The sequence below is a fragment of the Methylobacterium sp. Leaf118 genome, assembly GCF_920984675.1.
Lineage (GTDB): Bacteria > Pseudomonadota > Alphaproteobacteria > Rhizobiales > Beijerinckiaceae > Methylobacterium.
In genome coordinates this window covers 23867-42727 of the sequence record NZ_CAKLBV010000009.1, presented here as the reverse complement: position 1 = coordinate 42727, position 18861 = coordinate 23867, and the positions used below count along the sequence as shown (strand labels likewise).

The 18861-nt window shown below is 69.1% G+C and carries 15 protein-coding genes and 1 pseudogene; 4 read left to right on the top strand and 12 right to left on the bottom strand.

Annotation, left to right across the window (positions count from 1 at the left end; translation table 11 throughout):
* Window positions 1-35: 35 nt before the first annotated feature.
* From LW587_RS06050 to LW587_RS06015, 8 genes and pseudogenes are all read right to left on the bottom strand, one after another.
* Window positions 36-1052 (bottom strand): NAD(P)H-binding protein, encoded by a 1017-nt coding sequence (locus tag LW587_RS06050; RefSeq protein ID WP_232628692.1) that lies wholly within the window; start codon window positions 1050-1052, stop codon window positions 36-38.
* A 196-nt stretch (window positions 1053-1248) separates the two neighbouring features.
* Window positions 1249-3261 carry a sensor histidine kinase gene (locus LW587_RS06045; RefSeq protein ID WP_232628691.1) on the bottom strand — a complete coding sequence of 671 codons (2013 nt, stop codon included), beginning with the start codon at window positions 3259-3261 and terminating at the stop codon, window positions 1249-1251.
* A complete protein-coding gene (locus LW587_RS06040; protein ID WP_232628690.1) occupies window positions 3236-4624 on the bottom strand; it encodes a sigma-54-dependent transcriptional regulator in 1389 nt (462 codons plus the stop codon). Before LW587_RS06040 ends, LW587_RS06045 begins: the two co-directional genes overlap by 26 nt.
* A gap of 294 nt (window positions 4625-4918) precedes the next feature.
* Window positions 4919-5248 (bottom strand): annotated as a pseudogene (locus LW587_RS06035) (amidase family protein); the annotation flags it as partial.
* 97 nt (window positions 5249-5345) lie between these two features.
* Entirely contained in the window at window positions 5346-6029 is a 684-nt protein-coding gene (locus LW587_RS06030) for a type 1 glutamine amidotransferase domain-containing protein (RefSeq protein WP_232628689.1), read from the bottom strand.
* 90 nt (window positions 6030-6119) lie between these two features.
* The gene (locus LW587_RS06025) at window positions 6120-6380 is read right to left on the bottom strand and encodes a hypothetical protein (protein WP_232628688.1); all 261 of its coding nucleotides are present in this window, start codon (window positions 6378-6380) and stop codon (window positions 6120-6122) included.
* Window positions 6381-6511: 131 nt separating this feature from the next.
* On the bottom strand, window positions 6512-7114 hold the full coding sequence (locus LW587_RS06020; RefSeq protein WP_232628687.1) for a TetR/AcrR family transcriptional regulator: 603 nt from the start codon (window positions 7112-7114) through the stop codon (window positions 6512-6514).
* A 431-nt stretch (window positions 7115-7545) separates the two neighbouring features.
* Complete coding sequence (locus tag LW587_RS06015) at window positions 7546-9180, bottom strand: OFA family MFS transporter (RefSeq protein WP_232628686.1); 1635 nt, start codon at window positions 9178-9180, stop codon at window positions 7546-7548.
* Window positions 9181-9545: 365 nt separating this feature from the next.
* On the opposite strand from LW587_RS06015, the gene LW587_RS06010 reads away from it, so the two are divergent.
* The 3 genes from LW587_RS06010 (at window position 9546) to LW587_RS06000 (ending at window position 11884) form a co-directional block, all read left to right on the top strand.
* A complete protein-coding gene (locus LW587_RS06010) occupies window positions 9546-10016 on the top strand; it encodes a BLUF domain-containing protein (protein WP_232628685.1) in 471 nt (156 codons plus the stop codon).
* Window positions 10017-10173: 157 nt separating this feature from the next.
* Window positions 10174-11058 carry a cobalamin B12-binding domain-containing protein gene (locus LW587_RS06005; protein WP_232628684.1) on the top strand — a complete coding sequence of 295 codons (885 nt, stop codon included), beginning with the start codon at window positions 10174-10176 and terminating at the stop codon, window positions 11056-11058.
* A gap of 568 nt (window positions 11059-11626) precedes the next feature.
* Entirely contained in the window at window positions 11627-11884 is a 258-nt protein-coding gene (locus LW587_RS06000) for a hypothetical protein (RefSeq protein ID WP_232628683.1), read from the top strand.
* 92 nt (window positions 11885-11976) lie between these two features.
* On the opposite strand, the gene rsgA is transcribed toward LW587_RS06000, so the two are convergent.
* A complete protein-coding gene (gene rsgA, locus LW587_RS05995) occupies window positions 11977-13011 on the bottom strand; it encodes a ribosome small subunit-dependent GTPase A (RefSeq protein WP_232628682.1) in 1035 nt (344 codons plus the stop codon).
* Complete coding sequence (locus tag LW587_RS05990; protein WP_232628681.1) at window positions 12996-13271, bottom strand: hypothetical protein; 276 nt, start codon at window positions 13269-13271, stop codon at window positions 12996-12998. Before LW587_RS05990 ends, rsgA begins: the two co-directional genes overlap by 16 nt.
* 71 nt (window positions 13272-13342) lie before the next feature.
* On the opposite strand from LW587_RS05990, the gene LW587_RS05985 reads away from it, so the two are divergent.
* Entirely contained in the window at window positions 13343-15316 is a 1974-nt protein-coding gene (locus LW587_RS05985; protein ID WP_232628680.1) for an alpha/beta hydrolase domain-containing protein, read from the top strand.
* A 147-nt stretch (window positions 15317-15463) separates the two neighbouring features.
* Here LW587_RS05985 and LW587_RS05980 read toward each other — a convergent pair whose 3' ends face one another.
* The gene (locus LW587_RS05980) at window positions 15464-17329 is read right to left on the bottom strand and encodes an ABC transporter ATP-binding protein (protein WP_232628679.1); all 1866 of its coding nucleotides are present in this window, start codon (window positions 17327-17329) and stop codon (window positions 15464-15466) included.
* A 906-nt stretch (window positions 17330-18235) separates the two neighbouring features.
* Window positions 18236-18577, bottom strand: coding sequence for a hypothetical protein (locus LW587_RS05975; RefSeq protein WP_232628678.1), 342 nt, complete (start codon window positions 18575-18577; stop codon window positions 18236-18238).
* Between the last annotated feature and the right edge of the window lie 284 nt (window positions 18578-18861).

The window sequence follows — 18861 nt, the reverse complement described above, 5'->3', positions numbered from 1 at the left end:
CATCGCGGGGGTTTTCGGCCTTTTCGAGCGTTTGTTCAGAACACGGCGTGGTCGCCACGCTCGGCCACCGCGTCGCCCCGGATCACGCGGGCGTAATAGTCGAACAACGTCTCCGTGCCTGTCGAAGGCGTGGCCTGCGCATCGTAGCGCCCGGTCGCCGGATCCAGCACGAGCATGGACTCGGTCGCGTAGTAGCGGCCGATCCGCGCGAGTTCGGCCTTGGCCGCCAGGGCCGGGACCCCTCGTCCGAGCGTCGCCAGAACGGTGACGATCACATCCAGCATGCCCACCGGGACCTGGGTGAAGCGCGGTTTTCGCCCGAGCAGGGCGAACAGCCGCTCGCCCTGCGCCTTCGGCGTGATCGCGTCCCCCGGTCCGCCGATCGGCAGGATGCGATTGCGCCGGGCGCCGTCGTCGAGGCTATCCGCGAGGTAGCGCCCCACATCGTCGTCACTGATCGGCTTGCAGGCCGTCAGGGTTCCATCGCCGAACATCAGGAACGGCTTGCCGCGCTTCAGGCGCTCGATCTGCCCCGACAGCGATTTGAAATAGGCCGTCGGCCGAACGATCGTGTAGGCGAGCCCCGAGGCGATCAGCTCCGCCTCGAAGGCAAGCTTGGCGTGCTGAAACGCCAGGATGGGCTTCTGGACGCAGATCGCCGACAAAAGCACGACATGGGTCACGCCGGCCGACCGGCTCGCCTCAAGGGCCGCGCCCTGCGCGCGGTGATCGATCGCCCACGCGTCCTCGGGCAACCCGGTGCGCGAGGCGAGGCACGACACCAGCACGTCGAACCGTTCGCCGCGGACCCCGTCGCGCGCCAGCGACAACGGATCGGTCAGATCCACGATCCGCTCGGTGAGCCCGGCGTGATGTGCGGACGGGTCGCAGGCCGCCGCGGCGAGGGCGGTGACGGTGGGGCGCCGGACGAGACAGACGACCTCATGCCCGCGTGACACGAGCGCCCGCACGGTCGCCCGGCCGATCGTGCCGCTCGCCCCCAGGACGAGGACGCGGCGCGGCGTCCTGCCCGCCGCTCGATCCGTGGTCATGATCGCGTCACTCCGGCGCTGCGCCCTCTGAGAGGAGGGTCCTGGATAGCGGATCGAGGGCGATTCCCTCGAACTCTGTGCCTCGATGGCGACGCCTTGCGATGCCCCCCCGGGCGGCGGAGCCCGCGCCTCGGCCCGGCGAGGGGCGCCGCGGGCGGTTTGGCCCAGGGCCGATCCGGCGGAGAACGGACCCATGTCAGCCCGTGACGGGCAAAGCGGGCAGCCAGACCGTGAAGACCGAGCCGCGCCCGACCTCGCTCTCGACCGTGATCGCGCCGCCGTAGCGCGCCATCAGCGTATAGCTGATCGAGAGGCCGAGGCCCGTGCCCCCGTGGGTGCGGGTGGTGAAGAACGGATCGAACACCTTCCGCAGCCGGTCGGGCGGGATGCCGACCCCGGTATCCGCCACCTCGATCGCGACACCGGGGGTGCCGGCGCGGTCCTCGTCCCGCGTCGTCAGGTCGAGCCGGCCCCCCTCCGGCATCGCGTGGATGGCGTTGACCATCAGGTTGATGACGACCTGCTGCAACTCGGTCCGGCTGACCTCGACGGTCCGGCTCGCCCTGTCCGCATTCGCGACGGTGACATCGGCCCGTTCGAGCAGATGGCGGACGAGCACGCGGCAATCGCTCACGACATCGGCGGGCACCACCGTCTCGACATAGCCCGCATACTCGTCCGGCCGGGCGAACTGGAGCAGGCGGGTGACGATCATGTTCACGCGGTGGACCTGCTGGTCGATGAGGTCGAACTCGGTCCGGACCTCGTCCGCCGCTGAACCCAGCGCCTCGCGGGCGACCTCGAGATTGCCCTGGATCACGGCGATGGGATTGTTGATCTCGTGGGCGACGCCCGCCGTGATCTCGCCGATCGAGGCGAGCTTCTCCGACATCACGAGCTGGCGGCGGATCTCCTCGAGCTGGCGCGTGCGCTCCTCGACGCGCGCGTCGAGTTCGCGCGCGAAGGCGCGCAGCTCCGCGTCGCGGGCCTGGAGGCGGTCGAGCAACTCGTCGAAGCGGCGCGCCACGAGGCCGATCTCGTCGTGGCTGGGGACGGTGCCGGTGCGGGCCCCGAGATCGCCGGCATCGACCGCCGCGATCGTCCGGTTCATGCGCTCCAGCGGATGGAAGATCGCGCGGGCGAGCCCGATCAGGAACGGGACCGTCACGGCGGCCGCGATCGCGAACGTCGCCAGCAGCACCCCCACCATCGTCCAGCGCGCGAGGCGGAACGGACGCTCGAGGAAGCCGACATAGAGCATGCCGATCCGGTGACCGGCGCTGTCGGCGACGGGCTCGTAGGCCGAGATGTAGTGGTCGTTCACGACGAAGGCGCTGTCGAGCCAGGTACGGCCCTGGCCCAGCACCGCATCGCGCACCTCCCGCGAGACCCGGGTGCCCAGCGCGCGGCGGTCGCCGAACAGGCGTACATTGGTGGCGACGCGCACATCCCCGAGGAACAGGGTCGCGGTGCCCTGGCTGCCGGCGGGCAGGTCGGCATGGGCGTAGATCAGGTCGTTGATGGTGTCGACGAAGCCGAGATTGCCGTTCAGGAGCGAGCCCCCGACCAAGGCGCCGCGGCTCCCGTCGGAGAGCGGCGCGGGACTGGCCGAGTGGATGACGAGGCCGCGCGTCTCGACCGTGCGGTCGGTTTCGGCCGCGGCGGTCGTCGGCACGAGATCAAGGCAGGCCCGCGCCGCCAGCTCGGGGGCGATCGCGCTCATCTCGTCCGCCTCGAACAGGTCGAGGGCCGTTTCCGGCTTGCCGGCGAGCGCGGCGGCGACGACGGGCCGGCGTGCCGGGCTCGACGGCTGCGCGCCCGCGGGCGAGGCGGCCAGGATCGTGCCGTCGGACGCCGTCAGGTAGAGGAAGTCGAGGCCGAGCGCGGTCCGGCGCGCCTCGAGGAGGGGGTCGAGACCGCCCGCGCGGGCGGCTTCGGCGAAGGCCGCGGATTGCCCGAGCGCCGCGATCTGCTCGTCGCCCCGCTCCATGATGCGGCGGAGGTACTGGCGCGCGATGATCAGGTCGTCGCGCGCCTTCGAGACGAGCAGCGCATCGAACTCGGCGAGCCACCAGAACAGGGCGAAGCCGAGGACGATCGGCAGCACCGCCACCATCGGCAGCAGCGCGATGGCGAGCAGGCGGACGCGGACCGAGCGCAGCCCCCAGCGGTCCGGGGCGGGCTCAGAGATCGGACGGCGGCGTGGCATTCCATTCCACGCATTTGCGATCGAGGGTCTTGCGCGAGACGCCGAGGCGGCGCGCGGCCTCCGCCCGGTTGCCGTCGCAGGCAGCCAGCACCCGCAGGATATGGCGCTTCTCGACATCGGCGAGGTCGTCGGTGCGCGGCTCCGCGGGCACCCCGGGACCGGGCTCGCCGAAGGTGCCGAGGATCAGGGCGCGCTCGATGCGGTTGCGCAGTTCCCGCGCGTTGCCCGGCCAGGGATAGGCCTCGAAGCGCTGCAGCACGCTCATGGAGATCGGCAGAGGCGGCAGGGCGAGCTGTTGCGAGAGCTGATCCATGAACATCCGCGTGAACGGCTCGATGTCCTCGACCCGCTCGCGCAGGGGCGGCAGGTGGATGCGGACGACGTCGAGCCGATAGAAGAGATCGGCCCGGAACTGCCCCGCCGCGACCCGCTCGGGCAGGTCGGCGTTGGTGGCGGCGATCAGGCGCACGTCGATCGGGATCTCGCGGTCCGAGCCGACGGGGCGGACCTTGCGGTCCTCGATCACCCGCAGGAGCTTGGCCTGCATCGCGAGCGGCAGTTCGGCGATCTCGTCGAGGAAGAGCGTGCCCCCTTGCGCGTAGAAGAACAATCCCTCGCGGGAGGAGGCGGCGCTCGTGAACGCGCCCTTCACGTGGCCGAACAGCTCGCTCTCGATGATGTCGGCGGCGATCGCCCCGCAATTGACCGGCACGAACGGCCGGTCGGCGAAGGGCGATTGCTCGTGGAGCGCGCGCGCCGTGATCTCCTTGGCCGTCCCCGACTCGCCGGTGATCAGGACGGTGCTGCGCGTCGGGGCGGCGCGCAGAACGAGATCGCGGACCGCCGCCATCTGCGGCGAGGTGCCGACGATGCGGTCGACGGCCTGCGTGCGGGCGGGCACCGTCAGCTGGCGGCGCAGGACGAAGTTCTCCCGCCGCAGGGCGGCGCGATCGAGGCAGCGCACCACGGCGTTGAGGATCTGCTTGGTGCGGAACGGTTTCAGCACGAAATCGGCCGCGCCCGCCCGCAGAGCCTCGATCGCGGTCTCGAGATCCGCGAAGGCGGTGATCAGGATCACGTCCGTGAACAGGCCGTCGCGGCGCAGGTCCGCGAGCCAGGCGAGCCCCGTGCGCCCGCCCAGGATGTTGTCGAGGATGATGAGGTCGAAATGGCTCGCCTCGATGAGTCGGCCCGCGGCGACGGTGTCGCCGACCGCCTCGACCCGGGCGCAGCGCGGCGCGAGCGTCCGCACGAGGAAGTTGCGCATGCCCGGCTCGTCATCGACGACGAGGATCTGCGCCTTGGCGAGCCAGGGATCGCCGGCAATCGCGGCATCGTCCGAGGCGGCGGGGCCGTGTGTCATGGAACCGCGACGGTCCGGCAGGAGGTTGGCCGGGAGCAGGCTCACAGCGTGACTCTGCTTAGCGGAAGCCGCTCCCGCTGGCGATGCGCGGGCGCTCCCCACCCTGTTTCAGATTGACGGCGCCGCCGCCTCCTCCCCGCTCGGGCCCTGGGAACAACCGCGTCCCGGTGGGCTCTCCCCTCAAAGGCGGGCGTGCAGGATCGTGGACTCCGCCTGCCAGCTGCCGACCCGTTGCACGTGGATCGGCAGACCCTCGCGGCTCCCCCCGAACCGCATCGACCGCCCCGGCGGGCCCGCCACGCCGGTCGCGTCGGCGTCCGGCGTGCGGCCCCTGAACAGGGGCGAGCCGCGCTGGGTGAGGACGCCCGCCGTGTCGATGGAATCCTTCACCGTGAACGGCACGCCGTGGAGCGGCCCGAGCTCTCCGCCCGCCATGACCGCCGCCTCGGCCTCCTTCGCCAGGGCGAGCGCATCCTCCGCAACGGTGACGATGGCGTTGACCGTGGGGTCGACCGCCGCGATGCGATCGAGATGCGCCCGCATGATGTCGACCGGCGAGAGCTGCCGGGTGCGGATCCGTTCGGCGAGGCGGGTCGCGTCCGAGAAGACGATGTCTTGGGACATGGGCCGGACTCCGTCGTGGGCGCCGAGACGGGGGGCGCCCGGGCTCGGCCGGGCGACGATCTGAGGTTTCGGCGGGGAGTTACGGGCGCCCGCGTCCTCAATGCGCGGCGAGGTGGGCGAGAAGGCGCTCGGCGGCCGGGCCGGAGGAGGCCGGGTTCTGGCCGGTGATGAGAGGGCCGTCCGCCACGACGAAGGGCCCCCAGTCGGCGCCCTTGGCGTAGAGGCCGCCCTTCCGCTTCAGCTCGTCCTCGACCAGGAACGGAACCACCTGGGTGAGGCCGACGGCCTCCTCCTCGGTGTTGGTGAAGCCGGTGACGGTGCGGCCTTCGACCAGCGGCGTCCCGTCGGGCGCCCTGGCATGGCGCAGGACGCCGGGGGCGTGGCAGACCAGGGCCACGGGCTTGCCGGCCGCCAGCGTCGTCTCGATCAGCCCGATCGAGGCAGGGTCCTCGGCGAGATCCCAGAGGGGGCCGTGCCCGCCGGGATAGAACACGGCGTCGAAGCCCGCATGGCCGACGGCGTCGAGCCGGCCCGTCTCGGCCAGCACCGCCAGGGCCGCCGCGTCGGCTTCGAAGCGGCGCGTCGTGTCGGTCTGGAAGTCCGGCTCGGCGCTCTTCGGATCAAGCGGCGGGCGGCCCCCCTTGGGCGACACCAGCACGACCTCCGCACCCGCATCCTTGAACACGTAGTAGGGCGCCGCGAGCTCCTCCAGCCAGAAGCCGGTCTTTCGGCCGGTGTCGCCGAGGCGGTCGTGTGAGGTCAGCACCATGAGAATTTTCATCGTCGGTCTCCGGGTTTTCCGCTTGAGGGGAAAGGATGTTGTGAGCGCCGGGATCCAGCCCGGCCCCGGCTCGGGGACGGTGGGCCGGCGCTATCGCGCCGTCGCGGTACGTCCCGCGGCCGAGTCCCGGCCTTGCGGCGCTTGCGCCGGGCGGAGCGGGGGGTTCGCACCGCGGATTTCCTCGAACCGGACCATGCGGACTGCGCCGATCGCCTCCAGGGTGATCCGCTCCTGGAGGGTGATCCGCTCCTGCGCCGTCGCTTCTCCGGTGATCAGAAGCGCCGTCAGTCCGGCCGCGATGACGGTCGCCTTGAGGGATGGCGTCGTGGGGTTGGGCATGGGGTGGAGCATGGGTGTTCTCCGTCTGGAGGCTGGTCCCCCGCCGGCCCGGGGGAATTGCGTGCGATTCGGTTGAGTAGACCAGTCGTCTCGTTTTTGGACCGCGGAAGGGGGTGCTCCCGGTCCTGTCGGGACGCGGTGGATCAGCGCGACGCGAGGCCGAGGATGCGCCGGGTCGTCCCCATGGCCGCCTCGAACGGTGCGTCGGTCCGGACGATCTTGGCCATCAGGCTCGCACCGAGCCAGAGGTGATAAAGGTCCTCGGCAATCGTCTGCGGCGCGCTCTCGACCGTGAGCGAGCCCTCCGCCACGCCCGCCGCGATGGCGTGCGACAGCCGTTCGATGATCGCGGCGGTGCCGCCCTTGAGGGCGAGGCGCATCGCCTCGGACAGGTCCGAGACCTCCGCGGCAAGCTTCACCGCGAGGCACTTGCGCTGATCGTCGATGCTCCCCTGCGTCGCCTGCCATTTGCGCCAGTAGGTCATCAGGCGCTCGGCATGGCTCAGGCCCGGCTCGGCCAGCGTCTTGTCGAGGTCGGCGAGATAGGTCTCGAAGTAATCCGCCAGGAGGGCCTCGCCGAACGCCTCCTTGGAGCCGAAGTAATGGTAGAACGACCCCTTCGGCACGCCCGCCGAGGTCAGGATCTCGTTGAGCCCGACCCCGGAGAACCCCTTCGCGCCGACGAGGCCGTAGGCGGTGTCGAGGATCCCCTGGCGGGTGTCGGTCTGTGCGGTGACGCGTGGCATGACGGTGAAATAGATCTGATTAGACCGGTCGTCTAGTGGGGCTTCCGAATTTTCCGTCAGACGCGTGACGCGCCGACGCCACACCGTTTCTTGGGCTGCGGGTTCTTGGGCTGCGGATCCTTGGGCTGCGGATCCTTGGGCTGCGGATCCTTGGGCTGCGGATCCTTGGGCTGCGGATCCTTGGGCTGCGGATCCTTGGGCTGCGGATCCTTGGGCTGCGGATCCTTGGGCTGCGGATCCTTGGGCTGCGGATCCTTGGGCTGCGGATCCTTGGGCTGCGGACGTCACGGCGGCCCGGCTCATGCCGATCTCCGTGGTCGGGAGGCAGGCGCCTCGCTGGCTTCGACCGGACGGGATCGGACCTCCCCATCTGCGCTCACCGTCGGGCAGGGCACCCCGCCGGCACCGGGCCGGCGGGGTGCCGGCGCGCGTCAATGCAGCAGGATCGCCGCCTTCTGGAGCGTGATCACCACGCCGGCCGCGAGCGGCAGGCCGACGGCGGCCCAGGCCAGCACGACGAGGGCGGGCGCGGACGTGCGCTCGGCTGTCGGCGTGGCGGCGAGCGTTCCCTGCGCCACCGGGCGAGCGGCCACGGGTGCCGCCGCCTCCGCCATGTGGTGCCGGGCCGCGACCGGGCGGACCAAGAGGTTGCAGATCAGGCCGAGGACCAGGAGCCCGGCCAGGATGTACATGGTCTGATTGTAGGCCTGCGCGTTGGGCAGGCCCGCGGCGAGCTGATACTCGCGCAGATAGTTCACGAGCACCGGGCCGAGGATTCCGGCGGTCGCCCAGGCGGTCAGGAGCCGGCCGTGGATCGCGCCGACCATCTTGGTCCCGAACATGTCGGCGAGATAGGCCGGCACCGTGGCGAAGCCGCCGCCGTACATCGAGATGATGACGCCCATGGCCAGCACGAACAACAGCGTCGTGCCGAGCCCCGAGAGCGTCGGCACCGCCGCGTAGAGCACCATGCCGAGCAGGAAGAAAATCGCGAAGGTGCGCTTGCGGCCGAGCTTGTCCGAGGAGGTCGCCCACAGGAAGCGGCCGCCGATGTTGCACAGGCTGAGCAGCCCGGTGAAGCCTGCCGCGATGGCCGCGATCTGCGCCTTCTGCCCGGCATCGAGTTGGCCGAAGGGTAGGTCGAGGCCGATGAGACGTCCGCCGAACACCTCCTGCAGCATCGGCGAGGCCATGCCGATGACGCCGATGCCGGCCGAGACGTTCAGGCAGAGCGCGGCCCAGATCAGCCAGAACTGCGGCGTGCGCGTCGCGACGTCGAGATCGACGTTTTTGGACGAGACCATCGCGCTCTTGGTCGTCGTGGGCGGCGTCCAGCCCGCCGGTTTCCAGCCCTCGCGCGGCACGCGGTAGCCCAGCGCCCCGGCCGTCATGAAGACCGCGTAGATCACCGCCATCGCCACGAAGGTCTGCCAGACGCCCACCGAGGTCGGGCTCGCGAACTGGCGCATCAGCCAATCGGCGAGCGGCGCCCCGATCATCGCGCCGCCGCCGAAGCCCATGATCGCCATGCCGGTGGCCATGCCGCGCCGGTCGGGAAACCATTTGATCAGCGTCGAGACCGGCGAGATGTAGCCGAGGCCGAGCCCGATGCCGCCGATGACGCCGGAGCCGAGCCAGAGCAGCCACAGCTGATGCCAGTAGACACCGAGCGCCGAGATCAGCAGCCCGCCGCACCAGCACAGGGCCGAAACCAGACCGGCCTTGCGCGGCCCGGCGCGCTCGAGCCAGCCGCCCCAGACCGCCGCGGAGCATCCGAGCAGCACGAAGAACAGCGTGTACATCCAGCCGAGCTGGCTGATCTTCCAGTCGCAGTTCGAAGCGATGAGACCGGCGAGGAAGCCCATCTCGGCCGGGCAGGCGACCGGCTGCGTGACGCCGACGGCCCGCGAGAGGGGCAGCCAGAAGACGCTGAACCCGTAGGCCATGCCGATGCAGAGATGGATCGCGAGGGCGGCCGGCGGCACCAGCCATCGATTGAAGCGCGGCGCGGCGACCGTGCGCTCGCGACTGAGAAAGCTTGGCTCGGCGGCGAGACTGACCGACATGGATCCTCCTGGCATGGTTCCTCGAGTGCGGTCTCCGCCGCATCGCGAGAGCGCTTGAGCAAGGTCCAAGCCAGCCCGGAGATTTCCTGTTTTCCGTTCAACATCAATATGTTGGCCGCCCCGAACCCACACCGGCCAGGGACATTTTGTCCTGACCGGGATGCGGGTCCGACGATGCAAGTGGACATTTCGACCGGCAGAGGCCGCACGGGGTTCGTGTGCCCACCACACAGAGGCTGCCGGCACGATGCCGAAGGCGTGCCTCGCCGCGGCGCCCAACCTGTGATCCAATCCGACAGCGCGATCCCGCCGCTCATGGTTCGGGCGGAACGGCCCCCCTTGGCATCAACGGAGCGAGTCCGCCCATGTTTGACGAATACGGCATTCCCCGCGGCGCCGAGCGGGATGGAGCCGGGTTGCCGGCGCTTCATCATTTCGTCTACTGCAGCCGCGCCTCCGACGGCGTCGACGACGCCGAGGTCGGACGCATCGTCGAGTCGGCTCAGCGGCTCAATCACGCACGCGGGATCACCGGAGTGCTTGTGTTCGGCAGCGGCGTCTTCTTCCAATGGATCGAGGGGCCGGCGGCTCCGATCCAGACGCTGATCGCAAGCCTGTATAGCGATCCGCGCCATTACGATGTCGTCTCGCTGGACCAGAGCGAGGAGGAGCGAGAGCGTCTCTATCCGAGCTGGGACATGGAGAGAGTGGAAGCTGACGATATCCGCATCGTCCTGCAGGACGCGCTCGAAAGCTCTGAGAACGAGAGCAACAGAGCAGCGCTGACGCGAATTCTCAAACAGCTCGATTCGGGTCCGCTGCATTCGCTCGGGTGACGCGCGTCGGGCCCACGCCCGAAACTGAGTGACGGGGACGCCGAGAAGCCCCCACTTTGACATCGCGGACGTTTGGGGGTTTTCTAGGCTCGAGGCATGGTCGCAGCGACGATCAACAAACCAGCCGGGGATTCAACCCTGGATCGTGGGAGGGGTGATGCTGGATTTCGGGCCATCCCACCATGAGTGGGCCGAGTTCCTGACGACCGAGATCGCTGAGGTTGCGGAAGTCCGAGAGGCTTACGCGCGGCGGCGATCCGCTCAGGACGCGCGCGCGCGGACCATCGCTCTCGGTCGCGTCATCCAGAACGAGATCATCCCGCGCCTGATGCTGCTGGATCGCTCGGATCTCCAAGCCAAGCCCCGCGCCCAGCCCAAGCCCGACACGGAGGTGGTGGCCGAATTCACCGACGTCGTTCTCACGCAGGACGTCGCGGCCCTCATCACAGCGTTCAAGGCCCTGGTGGAGAAGGGCTATTCAGCCGATGAGCTGTTTCTCGACCTGCTGGCGCCCTCCGCTGCGCTGCTGGGACGCCTTTGGGACGAGGATCTGTGCGACTTCATCGAGGTGACGGCAGGACTCGCCCGATTGCAGTTCCTGCTCTCGATGTTCCGCACCGACGGGGGGATCGCGCCGTTCGACAGCAAGCGCAGCGTCCTCCTGATGGGAGCCCCCGGTGAGCAGCACACGTTCGGTGTGGCGATCATCGAGCAGTTCCTGCGCAAGGCCGGCTGGAATGTTGTGAGCGGTCTCGCCTGCAGCGCCCAGCAGATCGCCGAACTGGTCGGATCGGAATGGTTTGGCGTCGTGGGTCTGACCCTCAGCCGTGAGACCCATCTCGACCAGTTGGCGGCCTCGATCCGTGCCGTGCGTCGAGCCTCCCGCAACCCCTCGATCGGCGTCATGGTCGGCGGGCCGGTTTTCCTGGAGCATCCGGAATTCGTCCGGCAGGTCGGCGCCGACGCCTCGGCCGTCGATGCGCCGACGGCCGTGCTGCTCGCTCAACGATTGCTGTCGTACAAGCACGCCTCTGTTTCCTGAGTGGAGAGCAATTTTTGTCAGCATTTGGTGCCGCAATTCTTACATTTTTTCAGAACGCATTCGCCGATCGCATTGGATGCTTGGCTTATAAAATTGTCGTAAATTGATTTATCATAATCGATCTTAGCGCGCATCTCGGTAACGGAAAAAACCGTGCCTTCGACACACCGCTGCCGGCGTTTCGGTGCAAGCCCTGACCCTGCTGACATTCTCGCTGGCTCGGTGCCGGCGTCCATGCCCGCCGAGGGATCTTGGCCCCCTCCCTTGTCGGCCTCGCGGCGCGCGTCATGTCGTGACGACCCATCGGGAGCCGACGAAATGGATCGTGAACGCCCCCTCGATGCCGCCGAGGGGCTGATCGACGACGCCTAGCAGGGGGCCGGCCGGCGCTGGCCATGGAGACCAGCCCGGCAGCGCCGAGGCACCGACGGACGGATGCCGCGGATGATCGGCGTTTGAGCGAAGCCCAAATCCGCCATCCCGCGGGGATCAACCGGATTTGGTATGAGCCGAGGAGGCTTCGGGCCCGGCATGCGCATCAAGAGACACCACGCGGAGAGGGCCACTGATGGCAAAAACCCTCGTCTACGAATTCGTGTTCGGCCTCCCCGATGGGGAGCAGAGCCGGATTTACACGGTCAGGTCGAACAACTGGCGCGACGCCGTCAAGGCGATCCAACGCTACAACGCGAAGGACGAGGTGATCGCCTTTCAGCTCGCTGACCCGAAAACGTCCGGCCTGCGAGGCGCCAAGGCGGAGAAGGACGTGGTCGTGGAGCATCCGACCATGCCGACCATCCGGAGCTTGGCGTCGGAGCCCGATTAGGTGCGGCCGCGCGCGAGTGGGGAGCCTGGCATGCCGAGCCTCCCGCTGGCGCGGGGATGCAGATGGCAGCCTTGGAAAGGTGATGGCGATGCCTACGGGCCAGCACTCCGCCGGCCGCGCGGCCCCGCGGAGGCTGGCGTCTTGTCGTGGTTCTCGTCCAGGAGTTTCCGCCAGCGGACGAGCCGCTCGGGGTTGAGCCTGCCGTCGGCGACGGCGGCCTGCACGGCGCAGCCGGGTTCGTGCGCGTGCGTACAGTCGCGGAACCGGCACGAGGGTGCGAGTTCGGTGATCTCCGCGAACAGCGTGGCGATCCCATCCGCCGCGCCGCTGATGTGCAGCGTTCGCATCCCCGGCGTGTCGATCACCCAGCCGCCCCCGGCGATGGCGTGCAGCGAACGCGACGTTGTGGTGTGGCGCCCCTTGGCGTCGTGCTCGCGAATGCCTCCGGTTTCCTGCGGAAGCGCCTGTCCCGGACCGGCGAGCGTATTCACCAGGGTCGATTTGCCGACACCGGAGGAGCCGACCAGCGCCACGGTCTGCCCCACCCCGCACCACGGGGCTAAGGCGTGGGCCGCCGCCGGGAGGCGGGGATTGACGGTGACGACCTCGAGCCCGCGCTGCAACTCGGCAGCCTGGCGGCGGTAGACGTCCCCATCGGCCGCCAGGTCGGCCTTGGTGAACAAGATCACCGGATTCGTGCCGCCCTGGTTGGCCAGAGCCAGATAGCGCTCGAGCCGGGCCTGATTGAAATCGGCGTTGCAGGAGGTGACGATGAACAGCGTCTCGACGTTGGCTGCGGCGGGCTGCAGGGTTCGGCTGCCTTCGACGCGTCTCTCCAACACCGTCCTTCGATCCAGGCGGCGCTGGAGCATCCGGGTCCGGGGATGAACCAGGACCCAATCGCCCACGGCGAGATCACCGGTGTTCGTATGAACGGGAAGCGTCAGTTCGACCGATCCCGCCTCCGACAGGGCGGTCAGGCGTGAGCGGTGCACCGTGGCGATCCGCATGGGAGCGAGATCCGCCTCGTGCGGTTCACGCTGCTCCTCGAAGAAATCGAGCCAACCAAGGCTCGTCAGCGGCGCGGGCGGGAGCAGATCGGGAGGGTTGGTCACCGGCCTGCACATGACATGGCACCGGCCTCATGACCAGCGCTTCCCAGGACGGCACGCGTCCCCCCCCTGCGATCGGGATCGAGCGGCTTGGCTCCGCGCCCCCCCGGACCAGCCTCCTGCACCTCGCCTTCGCCGAACAGGGCGATACGATCGGCGCGGCGCACGATGGCTCCGTCGACGATGGCAAAAGCACGGTGCTGTTTGCGACACCAATCATCCTGCCCACGAATTCGCGACAGTTCATAGCGAAAAAGCGTCGTCAGGATCGGCATTTCTCTCGACGCAACTCTTCGGGCATGCTTGCTGAGAGCACCGGTCGACACGAACCGGGCTGGGAGAGAACATGCGCAACGTCTGGATTGTGATCGGCGCGCTCGGCTATTCGCTCGGCGGCGCTCTGGGCAGTGCGCCCGCTCACGCACGCATCACCGGCATCGAGATCGGCTCCGTCGAGCCGTTCGCGGATGGCGCGGCGTTCGGAGCCGCCGGCAGCTACGAGCGTGTCATCGGCACGGCCCGCGGCGAGCTCGATCCGTCCGACCCTTCGAATGCCGGCATCGTCGACATCGCCCTGGCACCCCGCAACGCCCGCGGCATGGTCGAGTACAGAACGGACCTGTTCATCCTTCGCCCGAAGGATCCCGCTCGCGGGAATGGCACGCTGCTGTTCGAAGTCCTGAACCGTGGCCGCAAGTTCCTGTTCAACTGGGTCCTCGATGCCCCCGCCCAAGCGGTTCAGGCCGTCAACGACCCGAAATCCGCGGTCGATGCCGGGACCGGTCTCGTCCTGCGTCGCGGCTACACGGTGGTCTGGTCGGGCTGGGAAGCGGACGCGCTGCGCCAACAGGGCGGCATGGCGATCGATGTCCCGGTGGCGACGCGTTACGGCCGTCCGATCGTCGAGACCGTGCGCGACGAGCTGGTCAGTGCCACGCGTGGGCCGCCCGAAGCGCCGTTCCTTCTGACCTTCAAGACGGCGAGCCAGGACAAGGCCGAGGCCCGCCTCACCGTTCGGCGCCGGGAAGCCGATCCGCCGCGCCCGGTGCCGGCCGAGGCCTGGCACTTCGCCACGCCGGGCCAGATCGAGCTTCTGCCCAAGGGGACCAAACCCCTTCCCGGCTCGCTCTACGAGTTCACCTATCAGGCCACCGAGCCGAAGGTGCTGGGCATCGGTTTCGCGGCCACGCGGGATGTGGTGGCGCATCTGCGGGGTGCGGTCGCCGACGGTGCCAATCCGGCCGGCGGCGGCATCAAACAGACCCTCGCGCTCGGGATTTCTCAGAGCGGGCGCTACCTGCGCGATTTCATTCAGCAGGGCTTCAATCGGGACGAGGCCGGGCGGCGCGTGTTCGATGGCGTCCTGTCGCATATCGCGGGGGTGGGCGGGGTGTTTCTCAACGCCCGCTTCGGCCAGCCCTCACGCACCAACACGCAGCACGAAGACCATCTCTACCCCGAGAACACGTTCCCGTTCTCAGCGGCGCCGCAGCACGATCCGGTGACGGGGCGGGCAGGGACGATCCTCCGGGGTGATGGGTTCGATCCGCTCCTGATCGAGATGAACACCGGCACCGAGTATTGGCAGAAGGGGGCTTCGCTCCTGACGACCGATCCGATCGGCCGCCACGATGTGGGGCTGCCGGACACCGCGCGGGCCTATCTCGTGTCGAGCGGCTTCCATTACGGACGCGCCGGCCTGACCTCGACCAAGGGCCCCTGCACGACGGAGCGCAGCACGTTGAATCCGGCGCCCGCGATCCGAGCCTTGCTCGTCGCGCTCGAGGAATGGGTGACGGACGGGACGGCGCCGCCGGCCAGCCGCGTGCCGCGCCTGTCGGATGGGACCTTGGTCGAGGCTGCCGCGATCGGCTTTCCGTTCATGGTCGGCGTGCCCGTGCCCACGGCCCCGAACGCCATCACGCGGTTCGGCACCTACGTGGATCCGCGCCCCGAGGGTGGGCTTCAGTACCGGCCGCTGGTCCCGCGGGTCGACGCAGACGGCAACGAGGTCGCGGGGATTCGCCTGCCGGTGATCGCCGCACCGCGCGCGACCTACACGGGCTGGAACCTCTATGCCGATCCCTTCCCCGCCGACGCGCTCTGTGATCGGGAAGGCAGCCAGATCCCCTTTCCGATGACGCAGGCCGATCGGATCGCCAAGGGTGACCCCCGGCTGTCGCTCGAGGAGCGCTATCCGGACGCGGGCGCCTACGTCGCTTCCGTCACGAAATCAGTCGAGGCGCTCGTCTCGGATCGCCTTCTCCTGCGGGAGGACGGCGACCGCATGATCGAGGCGGCCCGGCAGCGAACGCCCTGACCGTCATCCGCAGCGAGCCCCGTTCGGGGGGCTCGCGACGCGGCGCGAGGGCGCCATCGGCCGCGTCGCCCGCGGATTGAAGGCCGTCCACAAGGTGCGCCGGCTGGCGGCGTGCTGGGCGTCGGTCAATAGCGAGGCAGCCGCCGCCTATCGGTAGGCCGCCGCCTGCAGCGCGAACAGTTCGGCGTAGCGCCCGCCGCTCTCGACCAGTTCCTCGTGCGTGCCGGCCTCCTGCACCCGGCCGTCGCCGAGCACGACGATCCGGTCGGCCCGGCGCACGCTCGAGAAGCGATGCGAGATGAGGAGCGCGGTGCGCCCGAGCGCGAGCGCGCGCAGGCGGGCGAACACCTCGGCCTCGGCGCGGGCGTCGAGCGCCGCGGTCGGCTCGTCGAGGACCAAAACCTCGGATTCGCGCATATAGGCGCGGGCGATCGCGAGCTTCTGCCACTCGCCCCCGGACAGATCGACACCGTCCTCGAAGCGCCGCCCCAGCCGCTGGTCGTAGCCCGCGGGCAGCCGGTCCACCACGGTGTCGGCAAGCGCGCGGCCCGCCGCGCCTTTGACGCGCTCCGCATCCGTCCGCGCCGCGATGCGCCCGACCGCGATGTTCTCGCCCGCCGTGAGATCGAAGCGGACGAAGTCCTGGAAGATCACGCCGATGCGCGTGCGCAGAACGTCGGGGTCGTAGTCGCGCAGGTCCCGGCCCTCGAGCAGGATGCGCCCCTCGGTCGGGTCGTAGAGCCGCGCCAGAAGCTTGACGATCGTGGTCTTGCCGCTGCCGTTCTCGCCCACCAGCGCCACAACCTCGCCGGCGCGGATCGTGAGCGAGAGGTCGCGCACCGCCCAGCGCTCCGCGCCGGGATAGCGATAGCCCACCGCCTCGAACACGAAGCCCTCGCGGATCGGCGTCGGGAACGGGGCGGGTTGCTCCGGGACGGGTAGGCGAGGCGCCCGCGCGAGGAACCCGAACAGGTCGTCGAGATACTGCGCCTGACCCGAGAGCTGGGACAGGCCGAGCAGCAGCCCCTCGACGAGACCGCGCAGGCGCAGGAAGGCACCCGTCAGGAAGGTGAGATCGCCGAGCGTGAGCGTGCCGGTGGCCGCCCGCAGCGCGATCACGAGGTAGGCGAAATAGTAGGCAAGCGTGCCGAGGCTGGCGAAGAGCCCGCCCGCGACGGCCCGGCGCCGGGCGAGGCGGGTGTTCTCGCGCAAGGCCCGGTCGGCGAGCAGACGGAAGCGTTCGGCGAGGTAGCCGCTGAGGCCGAACAGCTTGACCTCCTTGGCGCTCTCGGCCCCGGCCCCGAGCTGGCGCATGTAGTCGCCCTCGCGCCGATCCGGCGAGCGCTGGTAGGCGAGGCGGTAGCCCTGGCGGTTGAAGTGGAGCTCGTTGAGGAAGGCCGGGATCAGGGCGAGCACGAGCAGGAGGACGAGCCAGGGCAGGAAGGCGACGACGGCGACCGCCAGCGAGAGGGCCGTGAGGCCGTCCTGAAGCTGACCGAGCAGCTGGCCCATCGGGTTCGCCCGCCACGCGACCTGCCGCCGGGCGCGCTCCAGCCCGTCCTGCACGGCGGGATCCTCGAACTGGGCAAGATCGAGGGTGGCGGCATGGGCCATCAGCCGGAGCGTGGTGGCGTTGCCGGTCATCTCGGCCAAAACCCCGTCGACGAGGCTCGTCGCGCGCCCGAGCAGGTCGGAGGCAAGCGCCAGCGCGAGTTCGGCCCCGATCAGCAGGCCGACCTCCCACAGGTGCGGATGGGTGAACCCGTCCGGGGCGCTCGCCAGCGCGGCGGCCTCGGCCTGTCCGGCCACGACCGTGTCGACGACGAGCTTGGCGACGTAGAGCATCAGCGCGGGGATCGCCGCACGGGCGAGGCGTAAGCCGATGCTGGCGAGCGTCAGGGCGCGGCTCGTTGCCCAGGCGAGCCGGAACAGGGCCGGGAGGTGCCGGAACGGACCGATCCGAGCCGCGGCGGCACTGCGAAGCCGGGCGATGGGTGATGGAGGCAAACGCATCGCGCGCCGCTCGGGCGCTCCCTGCTGGGTCGAAGGACGACGATCACGTCCCCTACGGCATTGCCGCCTGCTCCGCGGCGGTCCTGACACGCGACATGGTGGCGCCGGCGTTCCGCTCGGGCACCGCCCCCGCACGGGCCGCCTCTATTCGCAGGTTGCGAGGCCGTGGCGCGGCATCGACCGATTTTTAAGCACTGGACTTTCAAACGGGAATTGCAGGGTGAGGCCGAAGCTGCGGCGAATCATGCCTGCGGAGGCAGCGTCTTGGTCTGACGCGAACATCACCCGCCTGTGCCACGCGACCGAGTGTTCCGACCTGATGACCGCCCGCCCTGCACGATTTTCTGCAAGTCACGGACATTGTGGGGCTTCCTATAGACTGGCTGGGGCGCCAGGATCCTGGCCCTCGGGTCAGCCGACAAAAAGCTGCTGTCAGTTCAGACGGTTAGCTCTCAAGCCGTCTGGGGATTTGTAGCCGGCTCGTGTGTCGGTCGGCAACCTCCCTCCAAGAGACACAGCTGGGTTTTCGCGTCGGCGGCCGGGGCAGATTTCGACCGCTCTCGGACGTCCCGATTGGTGCAAGCTGATGACCGAAGAGGAGGGGAGAGCGAACCGTGGGGCCTGGATTTCCATCGAGACTTTTGCGCCTTCCAAGTGCCTGAGCGACGATGGCTCCTCATACCCAATCCGGTTGATCCCTTCGGGATGGCGGATTTGGGCTTCGCTCAAACGCCGCGCGGGCTTGCCTGATACGGGCTCCGCTTTGATCAAGCGGAGCCCGGATCAGACCATGCAAAACTCTTGAGGTGCGAGAACGAAGTGCCCCGTCTCCTTGTCGGGGACGGGGCCGAGCGCCGAAGCGGCGGGGCGCTCGAAGCTTCCGCTTCGCGCTCGTGGGGGAGACACTCAGCAGGCCGAGACGTGGCGCGAGCCGATGCGGTTGCCATCCTCGTCGAAGAGCGGGCTGTTGCGGAAGCCGCAGCCGCCGTAGGTGCTCTCGTGGCCACCGCGCACCTGACGAAAGCCGCCCTGCCGATCGTCGGGGCGCTCGTCGTAGCCGTAGGAGCGGTAGCCCTGGTCCTGCTGGGCGCGAGCGCTGCCGGCGGCGATGGCGCCGACCGCGGCGCCGAGGATGCCGATGGCGACCGCCTTGCCGAGGTTGCCGGCCTGGGCGGAGGAGGGAGCCACGATGGTGGCGCTGGTGAGGGTCAGGGCGGCCACAGTGGCGGTGAGGGTCTTCTTGAACATGACGCGATCTCCTGTCGGGTGAGGGAGGCGGTGCTTGTTCGAGCGCCCCGCCGTCCGGTGGCCGGCCCGCTCTCTCGCTGGCCGATGACCAAGACGTATCCCCGCCGAGTCCGGAGAACTGTGAGGCAGGTCACATAGACCTGTGCCGCACCAAAGCCCGAGTTTTGATCTGCACCCTATGGCTCCATGGCAGCCGCCTGGAGGGTCTTCGCTCCTCGCGATTTTGATTTCCTCAGGCGGTTTCCGCGCACATCTAAATAACTGAGATTCGTCGTTTTTTTACA

Coding starts and splice junctions, on each gene's coding strand:
- LW587_RS06050 (WP_232628692.1), bottom strand. CDS start 1,052: ATGACCACGGATCGAGCGGCGGGCAGGACGCCGCGCCGCGTCCTCGTC.
- LW587_RS06045 (WP_232628691.1), bottom strand. CDS start 3,261: ATGCCACGCCGCCGTCCGATCTCTGAGCCCGCCCCGGACCGCTGGGGG.
- LW587_RS06040 (WP_232628690.1), bottom strand. CDS start 4,624: ATGACACACGGCCCCGCCGCCTCGGACGATGCCGCGATTGCCGGCGAT.
- LW587_RS06030 (WP_232628689.1), bottom strand. CDS start 6,029: ATGAAAATTCTCATGGTGCTGACCTCACACGACCGCCTCGGCGACACC.
- LW587_RS06025 (WP_232628688.1), bottom strand. CDS start 6,380: ATGCTCCACCCCATGCCCAACCCCACGACGCCATCCCTCAAGGCGACC.
- LW587_RS06020 (WP_232628687.1), bottom strand. CDS start 7,114: ATGCCACGCGTCACCGCACAGACCGACACCCGCCAGGGGATCCTCGAC.
- LW587_RS06015 (WP_232628686.1), bottom strand. CDS start 9,180: ATGTCGGTCAGTCTCGCCGCCGAGCCAAGCTTTCTCAGTCGCGAGCGC.
- LW587_RS06010 (WP_232628685.1), top strand. CDS start 9,546: ATGTTTGACGAATACGGCATTCCCCGCGGCGCCGAGCGGGATGGAGCC.
- LW587_RS06005 (WP_232628684.1), top strand. CDS start 10,174: ATGCTGGATTTCGGGCCATCCCACCATGAGTGGGCCGAGTTCCTGACG.
- LW587_RS06000 (WP_232628683.1), top strand. CDS start 11,627: ATGGCAAAAACCCTCGTCTACGAATTCGTGTTCGGCCTCCCCGATGGG.
- rsgA (WP_232628682.1), bottom strand. CDS start 13,011: ATGTGCAGGCCGGTGACCAACCCTCCCGATCTGCTCCCGCCCGCGCCG.
- LW587_RS05990 (WP_232628681.1), bottom strand. CDS start 13,271: ATGCCGATCCTGACGACGCTTTTTCGCTATGAACTGTCGCGAATTCGT.
- LW587_RS05985 (WP_232628680.1), top strand. CDS start 13,343: ATGCGCAACGTCTGGATTGTGATCGGCGCGCTCGGCTATTCGCTCGGC.
- LW587_RS05980 (WP_232628679.1), bottom strand. CDS start 17,329: ATGCGTTTGCCTCCATCACCCATCGCCCGGCTTCGCAGTGCCGCCGCG.
- LW587_RS05975 (WP_232628678.1), bottom strand. CDS start 18,577: ATGTTCAAGAAGACCCTCACCGCCACTGTGGCCGCCCTGACCCTCACC.